General features: G+C 33.6%; 19 protein-coding genes. 9 read left to right on the plus strand and 10 right to left on the minus strand.

Annotated elements, in window-relative coordinates:
- Positions 1-37: 37 nt before the first annotated feature.
- From HCX49_RS21235 to HCX49_RS21250, 4 genes are all read left to right on the plus strand, one after another.
- Positions 38-1,444, plus strand: coding sequence for a PLP-dependent aminotransferase family protein (locus HCX49_RS21235; protein ID WP_168128068.1), 1,407 nt, complete (start codon positions 38-40; stop codon positions 1,442-1,444).
- A gap of 88 nt (positions 1,445-1,532) precedes the next feature.
- Positions 1,533-2,039: an N-acetyltransferase gene (locus tag HCX49_RS21240; protein WP_132843982.1), complete on the plus strand. Its 507-nt coding sequence runs from the start codon at positions 1,533-1,535 to the stop codon at positions 2,037-2,039.
- A gap of 261 nt (positions 2,040-2,300) precedes the next feature.
- On the plus strand, positions 2,301-2,642 hold the full coding sequence (locus tag HCX49_RS21245) for a YciI family protein (protein WP_132771948.1): 342 nt from the start codon (positions 2,301-2,303) through the stop codon (positions 2,640-2,642).
- Positions 2,643-2,703: 61 nt separating this feature from the next.
- Positions 2,704-3,870: a DUF6596 domain-containing protein gene (locus tag HCX49_RS21250; protein ID WP_168128069.1), complete on the plus strand. Its 1,167-nt coding sequence runs from the start codon at positions 2,704-2,706 to the stop codon at positions 3,868-3,870.
- Between the two features lie 77 nt (positions 3,871-3,947).
- On the opposite strand, the gene pncA is transcribed toward HCX49_RS21250, so the two are convergent.
- The gene (gene pncA / locus HCX49_RS21255; protein WP_132843979.1) at positions 3,948-4,538 is read right to left on the minus strand and encodes a bifunctional nicotinamidase/pyrazinamidase; all 591 of its coding nucleotides are present in this window, start codon (positions 4,536-4,538) and stop codon (positions 3,948-3,950) included.
- Between the two features lie 384 nt (positions 4,539-4,922).
- On the opposite strand from pncA, the gene HCX49_RS21260 reads away from it, so the two are divergent.
- The 5 genes from HCX49_RS21260 (at position 4,923) to HCX49_RS21280 (ending at position 9,866) form a co-directional block, all read left to right on the plus strand.
- Entirely contained in the window at positions 4,923-5,498 is a 576-nt protein-coding gene (locus HCX49_RS21260; protein ID WP_168128070.1) for a Crp/Fnr family transcriptional regulator, read from the plus strand.
- Positions 5,499-5,615: 117 nt separating this feature from the next.
- Positions 5,616-6,290, plus strand: a complete 675-nt coding sequence (locus HCX49_RS21265) for an NADPH-dependent F420 reductase (protein WP_168128071.1) — start codon at positions 5,616-5,618, stop codon at positions 6,288-6,290.
- Between the two features lie 6 nt (positions 6,291-6,296).
- Entirely contained in the window at positions 6,297-6,803 is a 507-nt protein-coding gene (locus HCX49_RS21270) for a YybH family protein (protein WP_168128072.1), read from the plus strand.
- A gap of 366 nt (positions 6,804-7,169) precedes the next feature.
- A complete protein-coding gene (locus HCX49_RS21275; RefSeq protein ID WP_168128073.1) occupies positions 7,170-9,122 on the plus strand; it encodes a sensor histidine kinase in 1,953 nt (650 codons plus the stop codon).
- A 3-nt stretch (positions 9,123-9,125) separates the two neighbouring features.
- Complete coding sequence (locus HCX49_RS21280) at positions 9,126-9,866, plus strand: LytR/AlgR family response regulator transcription factor (RefSeq protein WP_168128074.1); 741 nt, start codon at positions 9,126-9,128, stop codon at positions 9,864-9,866.
- 19 nt (positions 9,867-9,885) lie between these two features.
- Here HCX49_RS21280 and HCX49_RS21285 read toward each other — a convergent pair whose 3' ends face one another.
- The 9 genes from HCX49_RS21285 to HCX49_RS21325 form a co-directional block, all read right to left on the minus strand.
- Positions 9,886-11,163: a TolC family protein gene (locus HCX49_RS21285; RefSeq protein ID WP_168128075.1), complete on the minus strand. Its 1,278-nt coding sequence runs from the start codon at positions 11,161-11,163 to the stop codon at positions 9,886-9,888.
- Positions 11,164-11,225: 62 nt separating this feature from the next.
- A complete protein-coding gene (locus HCX49_RS21290; protein ID WP_168128076.1) occupies positions 11,226-12,533 on the minus strand; it encodes an HlyD family efflux transporter periplasmic adaptor subunit in 1,308 nt (435 codons plus the stop codon).
- Positions 12,523-14,724, minus strand: a complete 2,202-nt coding sequence (locus HCX49_RS21295; RefSeq protein ID WP_132771939.1) for a peptidase domain-containing ABC transporter — start codon at positions 14,722-14,724, stop codon at positions 12,523-12,525. The genes HCX49_RS21290 and HCX49_RS21295 overlap by 11 nt, the downstream gene beginning before the upstream one ends.
- Positions 14,725-14,726: 2 nt before the next feature.
- Complete coding sequence (gene gwsS, locus HCX49_RS21300; RefSeq protein WP_237682867.1) at positions 14,727-15,815, minus strand: grasp-with-spasm system SPASM domain peptide maturase; 1,089 nt, start codon at positions 15,813-15,815, stop codon at positions 14,727-14,729.
- On the minus strand, positions 15,812-16,009 hold the full coding sequence (locus HCX49_RS21305) for a hypothetical protein (protein ID WP_168128029.1): 198 nt from the start codon (positions 16,007-16,009) through the stop codon (positions 15,812-15,814). Before HCX49_RS21305 ends, gwsS begins: the two co-directional genes overlap by 4 nt.
- A 1-nt stretch (position 16,010) precedes the next feature.
- The gene (gene gwsG, locus HCX49_RS21310; RefSeq protein WP_168128077.1) at positions 16,011-16,913 is read right to left on the minus strand and encodes a grasp-with-spasm system ATP-grasp peptide maturase; all 903 of its coding nucleotides are present in this window, start codon (positions 16,911-16,913) and stop codon (positions 16,011-16,013) included.
- A gap of 118 nt (positions 16,914-17,031) precedes the next feature.
- Positions 17,032-17,253 carry a TIGR04139 family peptide modification target gene (locus HCX49_RS21315; RefSeq protein WP_132771937.1) on the minus strand — a complete coding sequence of 74 codons (222 nt, stop codon included), beginning with the start codon at positions 17,251-17,253 and terminating at the stop codon, positions 17,032-17,034.
- Between the two features lie 18 nt (positions 17,254-17,271).
- A complete protein-coding gene (locus HCX49_RS21320; RefSeq protein ID WP_132771936.1) occupies positions 17,272-17,478 on the minus strand; it encodes a TIGR04139 family peptide modification target in 207 nt (68 codons plus the stop codon).
- Positions 17,479-17,640: 162 nt separating this feature from the next.
- Positions 17,641-17,865: a TIGR04139 family peptide modification target gene (locus tag HCX49_RS21325; protein ID WP_132843965.1), complete on the minus strand. Its 225-nt coding sequence runs from the start codon at positions 17,863-17,865 to the stop codon at positions 17,641-17,643.
- Positions 17,866-18,177 lie beyond the last annotated feature (312 nt).

Here is an 18,177-nt window from a genome sequence, read left to right on the forward strand (position 1 = left end):
TATAGGTGTAGATTTTGTAAAACTTACCAGTACAGATATGAAGGCGTATAAATTCGAACTATTTACCAGTACTATAGAAAAAAATATCAAAGATGGTATTTTCAAGCCAGGTCATAAACTGCCTTCCGTTCGTGAGTTGAAAGAACAGTTTAAGATCAGTGTCAGTACAATACAAAATGGGTACGAATATCTGATGATTCATGGTTTAGTGGAAAGTATTCCTAAATCGGGTTATTATGTAAGTTATCAAACAAAAAAAAATGTAGAAGAGTTAAAAAGTGACCGTATTCCAGTCATTAGGGATGCTATATTTAAGAATCATCTTGGACTTACAACTTCTGCGGGAGCAGGAAAGACATTTTCTGAGTTTAATGTAGCTGCTCCTGGAGATTTGCTTGTGCCACAAAAGTTAGTGTTGCGGACGATGCAACAGGTGATCCGGGAGCAGGGGGCAGGTCTACTTCGGTATTATCCTTCAAATGGTTCTGTTGAGTTAAAAGAACATATTATCACACGTGCGGCAGCTTATCGTACTGTTATTCATATGGATGAGCTAATTATTACAGATGGTGCATTGCAGGCTTTATATATTGCTCTGGCTACAGTTTGTTCTTCGGGCGATGTTGTAGCAGTGGAAAATCCCTGTGTATTTTCGGTACTTGAAGTAATAAGGGTATTGAACCTGAAAGTTATCGAGATTTCTGTAGATCCGGTTTTGGGATTTGATATTAATTTTTTCAGAGAGGCATGCCTTCACAATCCGGTTAAAGCGGCGATTGTAACTTCAAATTTTCATAACCCGACAGGGATATTAATGTCAGATGAACAAAAGCTAGCCTTAGTTACTGTAGCACAATACTATAATGTTGCGCTTATTGAAAATGATATGTATGGTGATCTGAATTTTCATGGACAGCGACCGACTACTTTGAGAAGTTTTGATGTAAGTGGTCTAGTTCTTACTTATTCGTCCTATTCGAAAACTTTGGCTCCCGGTATAAGACTAGGTTGGTTGGCGGCTGGAAAATTTATGCAACGGGCAGAGCAGATTAAATTTTCATTGGGAAGTACCGTTTCTCCTTTATATCAGGAGACGCTAAATAAACTGATGACAGGAAGTAGTTACGATCGTCATATACGTTCCTTTAGAATGCAATTGGCTAAGAATGCCTATAGTACTGTACACTTGCTTTCTGCTAATTTTCCGGACAGTACTTCTATTTTAATGCCAGCAGGAGGCTATAATATTTGGGTAAAGATGCCTGACGGGACAGACATGCTTAAATTTTACAGACAATGTGAGCAAATAGGAGTGAGATTTACTCCTGGGTATACTTTTTCATTTTCGGGGGCGTTCGCAAATTACTTTCGAGTAGTATTTGCAGACAAATTTTCTGTTAAGAAGATAGAAGCGATTATGCTTGCTGGTCAACTAATGCGATAACAACTGTACTGCTTCATGTTGCATAAGCTGTTCTCTTTATTCTTTTGAAAGACTTATACATTTGTGCACACACATTTATGATATCAGTATGAAAATAATAATCAAATTTACTATAGCTACAGAAGAAGGATTGGCAGCTCTTTTAACATTAACGCATGCGATAGCGATAGAAAAGTTTTCAAAACATCTAGAGCTTTCGTTCGTAGAGAAATATATACATGAAAATTTTAGTGATAGCAATTTGGTTGAAGAATTAAATAGCATGTCAAATCAATGGCTCATCGCATACGTCGATAATATACCGGCAGGATTCGTCCAAATTACGTCAAAGGGCGTTAGACCTTCGAGTTTAGACCGTAAACGGGCTATCCGTATTGCCAATTTTGGGATCTTAAAAAAATATTTTAATCTGGGTGTAGAAGAAGCATTACTGGAAAAAAGTTTATCCGTCTGCAGGCCATATGAAGCGGTATGGATCCACGAGTATATTCAAAATCCCTTTATCAGACTTTTTGAAAGTAAGGGATTTGTTAAACAGTCGGAGATAAATCAACTTGATGAATTGCCTTTGAATGCAGTATATTTAATTGCATAATTTATTTAAGAGAATGTTCTTGAAATCTTAAAGGCAGACGTTAAGTTTTGTCTTCTGATTTTATTGACAAGGAAAAAGTATATATCTAATCGCGATCATATACATTAATCACTATTTTTTAGTACCTTATATTACGTTAAATTGCATCTATTCATGTGATTATAAATTTCTTGAATACGATTTGAAAAAAAATGTCCCGAATTACGATCCTCATTTGTCATTAAAATAAATAGTATATTTATTAACCTTAATTAAGAAAAGATGAAAGAGTTTTTATTGTTGATTCGTGAGTCTTCGACTTATGGCAACCTATCGGTAGAAGATATGCAGGCTGATATTCAGGAACATATCAATTGGGTAGAGGAACTGGTTGCAAATGGACATTTTCTAGAAGGAAATCCACTAGAAGCTAATGGAGTTACATTAAAGAAGGATATGATTTCAGATGGTCCATACATCGAGACAAAAGAATGTGTTAGCGGTTACTACAAATTAAGTGTGAAAAGTTTGGAAGAAGCAACACAGCTTGCTAAAAGTTGTCCTGATTTAAAGAATGGTGCAACTTTAGAAATACGGGAGATTATCATTACCGATGAGCAATAAGGACATTGACAAATTAACAGATCATCTTTTCAGGGAATACCATGGAAAGATGATTTCGTTTTTGTCTGCAAAATTTGGATATCAGCAGATCGATAATATTGTTGATGCAGTTCAGGAAGCATTTGAAATTGCCCTAAGTGAATGGAGATATAAAGGAACTCCCAAAAATTGTTTCGGATGGTTAATTTATGTTTCTCAAAATAAATTAATCAATAAAATCAATCGAGATTCGGTTGGAAGCAAGATTCTTAATCGAATTTCGTACGAGGAAGAAGAATCAATTGCGTCACATGAAGCCGAAGATAGTTTACTTCAATTGTTGATCTTCTTTTCTAAAATCAATGTCTCTGACAGAAATAAGTTGATTATATCTTTGTTTTATTTATGTGGATTTGGCTATTCTGAAATATCAAGAGCCATGATGTTACCCGTTGAAACTATTAAAAAGATCATCTTACGAAGTCAGGTTTTAATAAAAAAAATTGCTATTCAATATGAGAAATGTGAATTCGAAAGCTTGCATAATGAGATGCCCCATCTGCTTCATGTATTGTATTTGATGTTTAATGAAGGCTTCAAATCTGCTCAAAAACGAGAATCAATAAAAAAGGATTTATGTTTTGAAGCGATTCGTCTAAGTGTTTTAGTCAAAAAATATCAGGAGGATCATTGTGAATTAAATGCTCTTTTAGCTTTATTTTTCTTTCATGTTTCTCGATTTCCCGCAAGGATTCAAGAAAATGGATGGATATCTATTCAATTTCAAAATCGGACGCTTTGGGATAAAAATTTAATAAGCGAGGGATATGCTTATCTTAATAAAATAGATTTAAGTAAAAATAGGCTGAATAAATATCATTTAGAGGCTTTAATTGCTTCAGTGCATTGTTCTTCACCTAATTATGAAAAAACAGATTGGAGATTGATATCTACCTTGTATTCTCAATTAGAATTTTTAGAGCCTAATGCTATAGCAGTAAAAATAAATAGGGTTATTGCTGAGAGTAATTACTTGCCAATAACTCCATTGATTGAGAAAATGTTTGATTTGGAACCTATGTTAAATGACTTTCTTAAATTTCCATTTTATAGCTCTTTAGCATTTCTTTATGAAAAGGGGGAAAAGAAGGAAATGGCCTGCCATTACTATTGGTGTTCTTTATCATATACCAACAATCAATTTGATAACGAATACATAAACCTGAAATTAAGCCTTCTACATTCGTGATCATAAGAAAAGCCCAACTTCGCTATTGGGCCTAATTTATAATTACTGTAAATATTATGTTTAGAGTTGTCAGCTGGTCATATGATTGTACCGCCCTTCGAGATAAAGTCTTTTTTCACACGATCGTATCTTTCCAGATCTATTGGTTTAGATGCACCCGCTATAATACTCGATTTAAAACCTAAATCTAAAGCATCGTTTGCAGTGTAATATACGCAGTAATCAGCAGCCACTCCACAGACAGCTACTTCTGTAACACCTCTACCTTTAAGATAATCACCCATTCCTGTAGATTTTTTTCTACCATTATCAAAAAAACCACTATAGCTATCAATTTCTTTATCCATTCCTTTTCTAAAAATAGCTTCAATTGCATTTGTTGAAAGTCCAGAGACGAATTCAGCGCCTTTAGTTCCTTGTATGCAATGCTCTGGCCAAAGTACCTGATCTAATCCATTTAACTTTATTTCTTCAAATGGCTCTTTGCCAGGATGCGAGGTATAAAAACTTTTATGCCCCCTTGGATGCCAATCTTGTGTGGCTACCACAAGATCATACTGTGTCTGTAGCTCGTTAATTGTGTGCACGATTTCATCACCATGATTAACAGCTAAAGCACCTCCTGGTAAAAAATCATACTGTACATCGATTATAATTAAAGCTTTCATAAAGAAAAGTTAAATGTTAGTAAGGATACCTTGATATGTAATATTTTCCCTAATATAAGAAAAATGTTAGTAATTGCTGTTGTTGCTTTATTAAAAGGAAAAAAATAATTATTTCGGATTGTTTTATATGGTAAAGCATTCGTTTATGACTCTTTTTTACACCATCACTCCATGTACTCGGATCTTAAAGTTGTTAACTTTATTAGTATATTCCTTGTTTAAAAATTAGGATGAATGTTATAGCATATGTGTTTTAATTTTGAAAATATAGCGTATTTATCAAAACTATAAACGCGGCATTATTTAGAAATATTAAATCCATCATTATATTCATGGCATTCTCATTTTGTATCTTTAGAAGATTGTTTAGAAAAAAGAATTGATATGGATCATATTATAAACCACTTTAACCAGTATCTGCCCCTTGATAGCGAGGAGATCGCGGTTTTAACAAACCATATTACGAAGAGAACTATAAAAAGAAGACAGTTTCTTTTACACCAAGGGGATGTATGTAAGTCTTTTACCTACATACAGACTGGTTGTTTTAAAATGTACGGTATAGATGATAAGGGGGCTGAACATAATCTTGTCTTCGCAGCTGAAGACGATTGGATTTCGGACATAGGTAGTTTACATCGTGAAACTCCTTCGCAGTTATATATAGAAGCAATAGAACCTTCAGTAGTATTACAGATTTCCAAAGGTGATTTATGGTATTTATACACTAATTATCCAAAGTTTGACCGTAATTTCCGTGTGATTATTGAAAATAAATATATTGAACTTCAAAATCGATTATTACAAATGTTTAGTTCTACCGCTATTGATAGGTACGAAAGTTTTATTAATCAATATCCCAATTTAGCAAATAGGCTACCTAATACACAAATTGCCTCTTATTTAGGTATAACTGCAGAATTTTTGAGTAAAATAAAGAACGATAGATTTAGAAAATAACTATACTCTTAAACTAGATTAAGGGTATTTCTTATTATAGCTTATAGGTGTAGGTTGACTATTCATCGCAATTTTGTATTGTCAATAATGACAAACAAATTTTTAACATATAAAACGATGAATACAGTAAATCAACAAGTAAAAGTAGCCGTTATTGGTTTGGGTAATATTGGTAAAGCCATAGCCACTAATCTTGTAAAAGGAAATCACCCGGTTATCCTTTCCTCTAGAGCATTTGAGAAGGCAAGCAATCTGGCGGACAAATTTGGAAATCTTGCCACTGCAGAGGAGATATCCGATGCGATTCATAAAGCTGATGTAATCATTCCTGCGATTTACTTTGATAATATTAAAGAATTTTTGGTGCAGTATGCGACGGAGCTAAAAGGAAAAATTATTGTAGATGTTTCAAATCCAATTGCTCCAGATGGCAATGGAGGTTTTAGAAAAATTATTGATCAACATGATTCTGCAGGTCAGACTCTATTAGCTTTGGTACCTAAAGAAACCAGTTTTGTTAAAGCATTTGGAACTCTAGGTGTACATTCATTATCAGAAGAGGCTTTCGTTACCCCTCAAAATAAAGTGTTATTTTATGCATCGGATAATACTAATAGTAATCAATTTGTTGAAGAATTAATCAAAGCCAGTGGTTTTGAACCTCTTCATATTGGAGGTATCAATCAATCTATTCGCATAGAAGTATTTGGCGATCTTCATGAGTTCGGAGCACTGGGAAAAACAGTGGTACTTGATGAAGCAAAGGATATTATTGGTCAACATAAAATCTAAAATTGTATGATAAAGGCCATGGTGGCGGCAGTGTTTTTTTTTATGTTATTAGCCTGTCAAGATGAAACAAATCAACGGAATGATGATGCACATATTTCTAAACTTGAAAACTCAACAGTAATGAATAAACAAACAATAAAAGCGGAAATCGAAGATGCTTTGACTATTTATTTTGAGGCCCTGAATAAATCAAATGTCGAGCAGGCCGTCGGTCAATATACGGCTGACGGTATATTTATGGCAACAGGGTTGCCCACAGCAACAGGAAAACATGAACTTACAATAGCTTATCAAAATGTTTTTAAAGCAATCCTGCTTAATGTATCCTTTAAAATGGAGGAAGCAGTTATACTTGAAGATAGTGTAGTATTTGTTCGAACTCAATCAAACGGAAGTCAATTGATCCGTGCTAGTGGACAAAAATCTAACGAGTTAAATCGAGAGTTTTTTTTAATGAAAAAAGAAAATAACAAATGGAAGATCGCTCGGTACATGTTTAACCAACCAAAATAGGTACTAGATAGAAAATCGTAATTTAAAATAAAAATCAAAACCCTGTAAATTTTCTGATTTATAGGGTTTTGATTTTATGTAATATGGTAAACCGGCGGATTTTTTTTAAAATAATTTTAGCATTTTTTATTTGACTATTTATATAATTGAATTGAGAGCCCCTGACTAGTTCCATTTTTTAAATATATTTGAAACAAACTAATTGAAGTCAGCACTTCTGTAACCTTATTTATTTTTACATATAGTATAAGTTTCGGACAATCTTGTTCTTTAAATATCGACAAGATCGTTTCGAATATTGGTTGAACTATAGCGAATATTGAAAATGGTTTATATTAGTTGTTTTAAAAAATGATTTTTATAGGGATGAAAGAATATTGTCTAAAAACTGGTCGCTTGCTGAAATTGAATAGAATTTGGAGCATAATTTTCTGCATTTATTTTTTAACCATATTTGTAAGCTGTGACTCCAGTCAGAAGCCAACAATTTCTAAACATGCAGGTTTGACTTTGGACAGTGTTGCAAAGCATCATTTGTTAAGTTCGATTATAAATTCAACACAGGATAATAATCGGATCAGAGATAGTCTGTTTGTCGAGTATGAAAAATCAGCCAATTTTAACAAGAATATTTATTATTGGGCACTCAAAGCACTTAATTTACCCTTTGGTTTTAAAGATGATTCACTGATAAGTAGTGTGAATAACATATATATATTACCTAAGCAGGTGGATGAGTGGGCTTTAAAGAAATATGTGCTCTTAAAAAGTAAAGCCGACCATACAGATATTAATAGCTCAGAAGTGACCAAGGAGCTTATGAATACAAGAAGTCAGGTGGAGAAATCTAAGTCTGTATTCTTATTTTTATATGACAACATGTTGGCCATGATTTTTTATACTAATCAGGACTCCGAGAATTCTTTACGGTATATTAAATTGTTCAGACAAAATCATCCTTATGCAACATCTGCACGCTTCCTTCAAATGTACTATGATATTCGTTTTATGATCTCCTTAGATCTTGATGGAACTCCTGGGGCTGAGACATATCTGGATAGCTGTCAAGCTTTGGCTAGAGAATTGGATGATACAATGGCATTAATGCGTTCGATTGACTTTGAATCACAATGGCTGAAAAAACAGGGAAAGACAAAAGAAGCTGTTGATCGACATAGGATATATTTTAACTATCTCACCAAAACGAAAGAGAATACGGCATTAAAACAGTACAATAATTTTGCCGACCTATTCCTTGCTAACAATCAACCTGATTCAGCTATTCTATATGTGAAGAGGGGGATGGAAATCGCTCGTAAAAACAAAAAGGAAACCAAAGATATGACTTCGGTATTGGATATCTTAAGCAAATCTTATGAAAAAAAGGGCGATTATAAACAGGCTTATCTATATGGTAGAAAACAATATGAAGCATATCTACAGGCCACTGAGGTGATGCAAAAGACAGCGATAGCTGACATTACTGCACGTTATGATGCTCAGAAGAAAGATGAAGCAATTCGATCTCTTCAGGAAAATAATGATTTAAACAGTAAATTTATTACCCAACAGCGATGGACATTTATAATTTTCATCATATTGACGATCTTTATTGTCTTTTTTGTTTTCAGCTCCTACAAACAAAAACTCTTCAAGGCTGAACATGATAAATTGTTATTACAACATAAACAACTTGTCTTAGAACAAAAAAATAGGCAAAATCAGCTAAATCCTCATTTTATATATAATTCTATTGCCAACTTGCAGGGCTTGATCAGTACCGATAAAAAATTGGAAGCAAATAAGTATTTGGTTACTCTGACAAAAGTTATCCGCGATATGTTAGAGTTAAATAGAAAAGATTTTATACCGTTAGAAAAAGAAATAGATAGTCTTAATAACTACGTCAATCTTCAACAAATGCGTTTTAATCACTCTTTTGAATATCATGTGGAAACAGGCGATTTAGACTTAGATAATACACTTATTCCTCCGATGTTAGTCCAGCCCTTTTTAGAAAATGCGATAGAACATGGTCTTATGAGCCTGGAGGATAAAGGTTGTCTACAAGTTAGGTTTTACCAAACTAAAGGTACGCTACATATTGAGATTACTGATAATGGAGTGGGAGTGGCGGAAAACTCACAGATAAAAAAGAAGAAAGAATCCTTATCTCAGGTAATAACCGAGGAGCGTATTGAACTGCTATTTGGAAAGGATAAGCATGTTGCAGGTATGCGCAAACATCCGAATTTTAAACAGGACGGAACAGGTTATCAAGTTGAAATATATTTCCCATTAACTCTGAATTTTGATTAGATTATGTTAAAGATTTATGTACTCGAAGACGAGGCGAATATACTTCGTTATATCCAATCCATTTTGGATGAAATACCCTATGTGCGGATGGTTGGAAGCTCGTCTAATATCAAAAAGGCCGAGATCGACATTCCAAGAGAATTACCGGACCTTATCTTATCAGACATACAGTTAAAAGATGGTCTCAGCTTAGCATTATTAGCCAATCTTAATTTAGATGCTAATATTATATTTATAACTGCTTTTAACCAATATGCTATTGAAGCGCTTAATCTTGGCGCTATTGGTTATCTGACAAAACCGATCGATCCAAGTTTACTCATGGAGAAGATTGAACAATGCTATAAAAAGACGACAGAATTTACGCTAAACCAATTACAGCTCAAGATTGCAGAAAGTCATCTTAAACATCCGGCTACTCCAAAAAAAATAGCACTTCGAACCTTTGAATTTACACAGATTGTTGATGTAGAGGATATTTTATACTGTTTTAGTGATAAAGGATATACTACTTTTCATTTAAAAGATGGGGTCAATTTAATGGTTTCTAAAGTAATAAAGCATTTTGAAGCGATGTTGCCTCAAGAACAGTTTATACGTTGTCACCAATCTTATCTTATTAATTCCCATTATATCCATAAGTATTTTAAAGACGGGCAACTGGAAATGAAGGATGGCAGGATGATTCCTATTTCAAATCGAAAGCGAGAAATGATTATGCAGTTTATCGAAGGATTGGGATAATTTTATTTTTTGAACAGGTTTAAAATTTAATGTCACCTGTACTCAGATAATGGATTAAAATTTGTGTAAATAGCATATTGTATTTAGTTTGAATCAGCTCACTCTCTGTCGTGAGCAGGTTCGAACGCGATGTATTTAAGTCATATATACTGATTCTACCTGCCTCGTAACTTTTTAAACTTAAATCAAAAGCCTTTTTAGTGACTTCCAGAACATTAGTTGCTAGTTTATATTGTTTTTGATAATTATCCAGATCTAGTAATTGTTTTGTTAGCTCCTGCTTGATAGTAAGCTGTTCTAATTGTATTTGTTTTGCATTTTCAGCCTGTTGAATCTTATTCTTTTGAACAGCTGTCTTAACAGTATTTTTGTTGAATATTGGTACATTGATGGTCAGACCTATCTGTTGAGAAAAATTATTTTGAAGCTGATTAAATAAAGGAAGTCTTCCAAAGCCTGTAGTCAAATTATTGAAATAAAAACTACCCAATGTCAGACTCGCATCAATCGTGGGGTAAAGCTGGGCTTTTATAGCTTTTTGATCAAATTGAAGTGCCTCACTCAACAATGCATATTTTTTTAATGCAGGGTGCTGTTTTAAATAGGAACTGTATAAATCCGAAGATTCAGAACTTGATTGCTGTAACGGTGAAAAAGCCTTAGTTTCCGTATTAATTTCAAAATTTTGATCTGGTTCAATAGCCATTATTTGTTTAAGTTCCAATATAGCTTTATCTATAGTGTAGTGCGCCTGTCTATTCTTTTCGTTCTCACGTTCATAATTAGCCTTTGCTTCGTATAATATAGTGAGTGAAGTGGCTCCGAGGTCAGTTGACTTTTGTACTTTTAAAAGTTGGCTCTCTGCAAAAAATAGAGCTGTATCTACCGATTTGCAGATCTCTTTTTGCAACAATACGTTTAGGTAAGCCTGGATAGTTTTTAGTGTTATTTCTCTTTTGAGTAAAGCTAAGTCTTGTCCGCTTGCTTCCATTTCTCTCTCTGATTTCTTAATGAAATTTTTCAGTTTGCCATTGTTTAAGATCGAATAGGAGGAAGATAAACCTAATGTACTGTTGAAGTTGTCATTTCGTGCATTGTTACCAAAAATATCTTGAGATTGTCCAAAATTGTTGTATAAATTTGTAAATCCATTTAGATTAGGTAGACGTTCATTTTTGTAATTTTTTATATCTAGATTTTTGTCTTCAAGAACTAATTTCGCTTTGTCTAAAGTGATATTCTTTTCAAGTGCAACGGCAATGCATTGGTGTAAGTCAAAAGTCTGTTGTGCGAACAAAACTTTGCCTGTAATGCATGTGATGCCAAGCGTTAGTAATATATATCGAAATAACACAATCATTAATTATCTTGATATCTAAGTAAACTCCTTAATTGACTCAATATTCTTTCAGCAAGTGTTAATTCTTGTGTAACAATATCAGCCGTTCCGCTCAATTCCTTGTCAAATACAATTGTTTTATGATAAGAAGTCTGTAATCCATTGGGCAGTGCTACTTCTATATAGTATTTACTGTCTTTATCTTGAACTAAAGCAATGGATTTGATTTTCCCTTGTACTATACCATATTCCTGGTACTTATAATTATCAAGCTTGATCAATACCTTTTGATTTATTTTTATTTTACCTTGATTCTGCGCTCCTATATGCATTTGTCCTATTGTTATCTGTCTATTGTTTGGCAGTATACTGAGCAGGGTACTGCCCGCTTTCACAAATTGTTTCTCTCCTAAAAATTGGAGATAACTTAATGTTCCATCTATAGAAGCATAGACGAGATAAGTTTTTTCCCATTGTCGTAGTGCTTTTTTGAGCTTTTCAAGTAATAAGATAGAAGCAGATGAATAGGAAGTTTTTTCTTTAACAATATTTACATCTGCACCTGATTTTATTTTTTTAAAGTTTAAAATAGTTTCTTCCAATTGCGCAATTGATATTTCTGTATTTTTGAAATTCCTTTGCGCTTCCAATAATTTTACTTTTTCATTTTCAAGTTCTAAAGCAGCTATCACACCTTCACGATGTAATGATTCGGAACGCTTGTAGTTTTTTTCGGTCAATTGTAACTTACTTGATTCTAATATATGTTGTTGCCTAAGATTTGCAACACGTTCTTTATAATCTGTAATACCTTTAAGGGCCGTTACCTCTTCTGCAGCATAAGGCTGTAGATTGGTAAATAATATCTCTTCCTCCAGCGCCTTGGCAAAGGCATTGTAATCTTCCTGTACTTCACCCAATCTAAAGCTGGAAACAAGTTGTAATGGAAATTTACTAAGTTGTTTCGTCGATAGAGAATCGAGAATCTTCTTTAATTGATATATATCTTGATCATCGGCTGACGACTCCAAAACCATCAGTAAGTCTCCTTTTTTTACTGTTTTTTGATCTTTTGCGATCAATTTTTCAATCCGTGAATCGATCCTAACCTCAATTTTCTCTGGTGGATTTTGAGATGATATAATAATAGTAGATGAAATGAATTCTGGATATTTAATAATGCATGCCAGTAAAAAAAATAAAAGTATTATACCTAACATCACTAGGCTTCCCCAACGGATAAGCCAATTTGGCGGTGTTTCTAAAACCTCCTGTACCTGCTCTGAACGCAGATTGATATTGTCCAATATGTTGTCTTTAGTTGCCAAGTTCTAATTGATTTTTTACTAATCGATAATATTCTCCTTTTAAGGATACAAGCTGTTCATGGGTGCCTTCCTCGACCACTTTACCTTTATCCAGTACGATTATTTTGTTTGCATTTTTTACAGTAGATAAGCGATGTGCGATAATCACTGCCGTTCGCCCTTTTAGGAACTGATTCAAATTATCTGTTATAACTTTTTCTGTATTTGCGTCAAGGGCAGAAGTTGCTTCGTCGAAAAATACATATTGTGGAGATTTATAGACTGCACGCGCTATTAACATCCGTTGGCGTTGTCCCCCGCTGATACCTAATCCTTCATAGCCAATTTTTGTATTGTAACTTACTGGCAATGATTCAATAAAATCTTTTATATGTGCGATTTCTACCGCGTGCTTTAATTTTTGCTTATCTACACTAATATTACCCATTGCAATATTATTTGCTATACTTTCATTGAAAATGTAACCATCCTGCATAACAACGCCACAGGATGCACGCCACATACTGGGGGCGATATGGCGTATGTCGGTCTTCCCAATCTTAATTTCACCTTCATCTGCATCGTAAAACTTTGTTAATAGTTTCATTAAAGTCGTTTTTCCAGATCCACTGGCGCCTACAATAGCGGTCGTTTTTTCATAGGGAATCAATAGATTCAAATTTTCAAATACAGCATGAGTTGATCCTTTATAGCGAAATGTTAAGTTCGTTACTGAAATATTTTGTTCTGGAATTTCAGACGCATAGTTATTATCCAGACTTTCCTCATCGTCCTTTCCGTGGATTTCATTCAATCGCTCCAGTGCAATTTTAGCATCCTGCGTTTGTCTGATGAAGTTCATAAATTGGATTAATGGACTATTTAGCTGTCCTATGATGTATTGCACAGAAAGCATCATTCCTAATGTCAATTGACCTTCTACCACCAGGCTTGCCGCGATAAAACTGATGAATACATCTTTAAGTTGATTGATAATATTTCCACCTATAGTCTGTATCTGTTCAAGCTTAAGTGCTCTAATTTTAATTCTGAAAACTTTAATCTGAATACCTTCCCATTGCCAACGTTTATTGGTTTCGGCATTATTCATTTTGATTTCTTGCATACCATTGATCAATTCCATGACCTGGCCTTGTTCTTCTGCTAGCTGGGAGAACTGTTTGTAATCTAATTCTCTTCTCTTCTTTAAAAAAAATGCGATCCAAAAGAAATAAAGAACAGCACCTACCAGATAAATAATAAAAAGCTTATAGCTGTAAAATAGAAGAACAACACCAAAAACCAAAAAATTGATCAATGAAAAGAGTGTCTGTAGAGAGTTGTTGGTAAGTAATTGTTCGATTCGACCATGATCAGCGATTCGTTGCATGATATCGGCCGTTACCCTTGAATCAAAAAAGCTAATAGGCAAACGCATCAATTTAATGAAGAAATCAGATACAATAGATATATTGATGCGTGATGATAGGTGCAGTAAAATCCATCCTCGGATCACTTCTATGCCCATTTGTCCAATATAAAGCATAATTTGGGCAAATAACACTAAATAGATAAAATTTAAATCTTGATTCTGAATCCCTATATCAACGATACTTTGTGTCAGAAACGGAAAAACCAAGGACAGTAAACTTCCTCCTATCAACCCTAAAGCCAATTGAATAATAAAGGATTTATATTTAAAAAAATAATGTTTCAGATAGTTTTTGATAGAAAAGGATCTGTCTGAAATGTCTTCTTGTTGATCAAAACGTGCTGTTGTTTCTAGAACGAGTACAATACCTTCTTCTGTTGTATCGGTAGCACCTTTTCCTATCCAGTTCTGTAGAAATTCTTCTTCTGAATAGCTAATTAAGCCGTAACTTGGATCTGAAATATAGATTCGGTAACCCTGACGTTTTTTTTGAATTTTATAGACAACAACGTAATGTTGTTTCATCCAAAACACTACACAGGGAAGTGGTGCGTCTTCAACAAGTGTCTTGAAATCTATTTTTACAGAAAGTGTTTTAAATCCTATAGATTCGGCAGCTTTACTTAATCCCAAAAGACTTGATCCTTCGCGTGTTGTCTCGGACAAATCACGGAGCATCTGGAGGGGTAATATTTTTCCGTAATATTTACTGATAATGCGGAGACAGGTAGGTCCACAGTCTTTGGAATCCGGTTGTTTATAGAATGGAAATTTTGCCATATTTAATTTTTCGGAGCCAATTGTTCAAAACCATAGTACGTTATCGCTTGTTGTTTTAGCGGATTCATAGACCATTCCGACCATTCATTGCTATAGGGGTCATAGCCACATTTTAAGGGTTTGGAAATATCCAAACCTTTTTTATTGTATTGGGAACGTTCTGTAAAAGCCCTGCAATCGGTGCATACATTTCTAAATTCACAATCTTTACAAACCATTATTTCTTCTTTTGTCAGATGCCAATATTCCTGAACCGAATTTTGCTGTAATACTTCTTCTAAAGTCATCTCTTTTATGTTACCAAAAGATTGTGGCATTGCTGGACAGTTCTTAATATTACCATTTATATCGATTCCAATCTTTTTGTGAAGGCAAGAATTATGATTTATAGCCTCTAGAACTTTGGGCATATTTGTATTGAAATAATCTGTATTTACTTTTCCGCAGGAATTAATGGATAGTGCATCTTCAGTAAAATCAACCATAAATCTGAAACTGGAATTCGATAGCACAGGGACTTTTTCACATTGATAAAATACAAGATGATAAATCCGCTGACTTCGATCATGAACAGCTTGAAGAAAAGCTTCGTTAAGAGCAGTAGAATAGGCTGTAAATATTTCTAAACCTTCTAAAGGTGTATTTTCAAAAGCACGGTCAAAATCGATGATTTCTTGTGAAGATGCTGAACTTCTGCAAAAAACAACCACATGTTTAATATTTAAATTGGTTATAGATTTTATTAATGTTTCTGGTACGGATAGTTTTTCAATTTCTATAAATAAATTGGAAACCAATTGATAATCATGGTACTCGTAAGATAATGGGGGGAAATTTTTATCCCAATCGTTTTCCGTAATAAAACCATATTCCTTTTCCAATAAATAATCGAGATATTCTTGGACAATATTTTTGGATTCTGGATCATAATTGTCAAGTACCGATTCAATGGAACTCGATTTTAATTCTTCAATAAGCTCATACAATTCTAACGGATATAATTTGGAAACATTTCTCCCTAAATCGGATACTAGTATACGATTATATCCCTTTGTTATAAAGATGTCAGTGTACAAATTAAAAAATCTCATATCAGTCTTGTCAATCGTTTAAATGGTTTTGTCCGTAACAAATAATCTGTTTGATACGTTGAACATTTTAGATAAAGCGATGAATCTGAATCTAAATTATTCGAACTTTTACCATCATACAATTCCATGTATTCAAATGTCAGAGGAAGCTTATTCTCTTCTTTTATAATCAGGTCTTTTACTTTTTCTTCCATATTATAGGTATGTTGCTATTTCTCTTTCTAATCCATAGTTACAGGCATTGGACATTCCTAAAAATTGACCAATGGCATTAATTTCTAAAAAATAAAACTTATCGCCAGATTTAATAAAATCTAAAGACCCTGAATTTAGATCTAATGTCTGCATCAATACCTTAATTTTTTGCTCTACTTCCAGAGGTAGGTTATACCGGACATTTCTATTGGGAATTTTGCTGTTGTATCTTCTATGATCAATCTTTGTTCTTTCATCATTTTGTGATATAATGGCGGTAGAATAAATTTTTCCATTTAAGTAGAAACTTCGTATCTCGAAATCTTTTTCGATCTTATCTTGAAAAAAAGAAATAAAGAAATTGGATTCTTTCTTTTGCTCGATGACCGATGTGTACATAATACCATTCTGATTTTCATGAACCATATCTATTATCGGCGTACCAGAAATGGGTTTCACAATGGTTTGATTGATGATAACATCCTTCATATCTTCAGCCAAAAAATAAGGTGGTACATCCAATCCTACTTCTTTTGCTTTTTCTAAAACCAATAGTTTGTTAACATGGCTATTACTTTCCTTATTGATGTGTTTCTTTCCTTCCAAAGATTTGATTACATAATCCGTTAACCAGTGCTGTACTTCAAACATATAGCGATTTATAGCTTGATTCTCGTACTTTAATGTATCAAATGCGATATTTCCTCGTCGATACCATACAGCAGTTATTTCATCAAGAAAAAATTGATTTCGCGTGCTTTTTAAAAGAATTCTTTTTTCTATAGCTTTGATTTCAAATACCTCGTTTTCATGAATACGGATAAATTCCTTCTTCATAGCAATAAGCCACTTTATGACCGTTGTGGTCGTGATTTCATTGTTTTTAGAGATGATTAAAATCATAAATTTGAGTAGTGTACTATTTTTAAGTATAACAGTCTTTTTAAAAACATAAGCTGCTTTTGCAAACAAAAGCAGCTTATGTTTTAGAAATATATTTCGATTAAAACTGAAATTTAGTTTAATCTAGGTGAGGAAATCGGCCATCTTTGATCCATACTCTTGACAGGTATGTACCACCATTTCCATCATAAACATCTACATCAGAGCAACCATGTGCATCGACGAAGTTTGAACGTATTTCATAAACACCACCAGACATGGCTAATCCGCCTACAGTATTTATATCGATTTTCTTCTTTTCCAAAGCAGAAAAATCCTTCATTCCAGTTAATTTCTTCATAACCTTAAAATAGAACTATTAACAACCTGAACAATCATAAAATCTAGCACGCCATTTACCTCCATGATAGTAATCTACATCCTGACATCCATTTTCATCTAAGAAATTAGATCTGATATACTGAGGCCCACCAGCCAAACTACCTAACACAGCTTTAGAATTATCTAAGTCTAGTTTTTTGTTTTCTAAAGAAGAGAAACTCTTCATTCCATTTAATTTTTTCATTTTTTTAAAATCTATAATTGACAAATTCAATGCACAATTGCTTGTGTTCTTTAAAATCAATCAGTAAGTCAATGGGGCTCGGGGAACATACATATTCGCCAGGTAATCAATGTTCTTTTGAATAATGTTAGATGTACACGATGTGATGAATCGATTCAGTTATTACCAAGAAACGTCACAATCTGACATATCCCATCCTCTTCCAACAAATCTACTACCGATGTACATATCATAATCTTGAGCACCGTCTGCATTTAAAAAGTTAGAAGAAACTTGGGTGAAACGTTCCTGAGATAGACGACCTCCAGTAACACCTTCCACATTTTCTAAGTCTAGTTTTTTGTTTTCTAAAGAAGAGAAACTCTTCATTCCATTTAATTTTTTCATTTTTTTTAAATTTTATAATTAACAAAGGCAATGCACCATCTATGTATTCTTTAAAAATAATCAATTAGAAAGAGGTCTTTTTAGGCAATAAATATTCGGCTGGTATTTATGTATTTTCGAATACTTTGGGTAAATATTCGGTTGATTAATAATTTTCTACGATACGTTTTACATCATTAAATTTCAAAAATTCTACATGTAAAAAATGAGAAAGCCCAGTTTTGTAGCTGGGCTTTTTAGTAGTTTAGGGAGGGAGTGTTATCGTTAGTCACCTATGTAGGCGCTTTAAGCTATAGATAACCACGTCCATCA

Source organism: Sphingobacterium sp. B16(2022) (assembly GCF_012030425.1).
In the GTDB taxonomy this organism is placed as follows: domain Bacteria; phylum Bacteroidota; class Bacteroidia; order Sphingobacteriales; family Sphingobacteriaceae; genus Sphingobacterium; species Sphingobacterium anhuiense.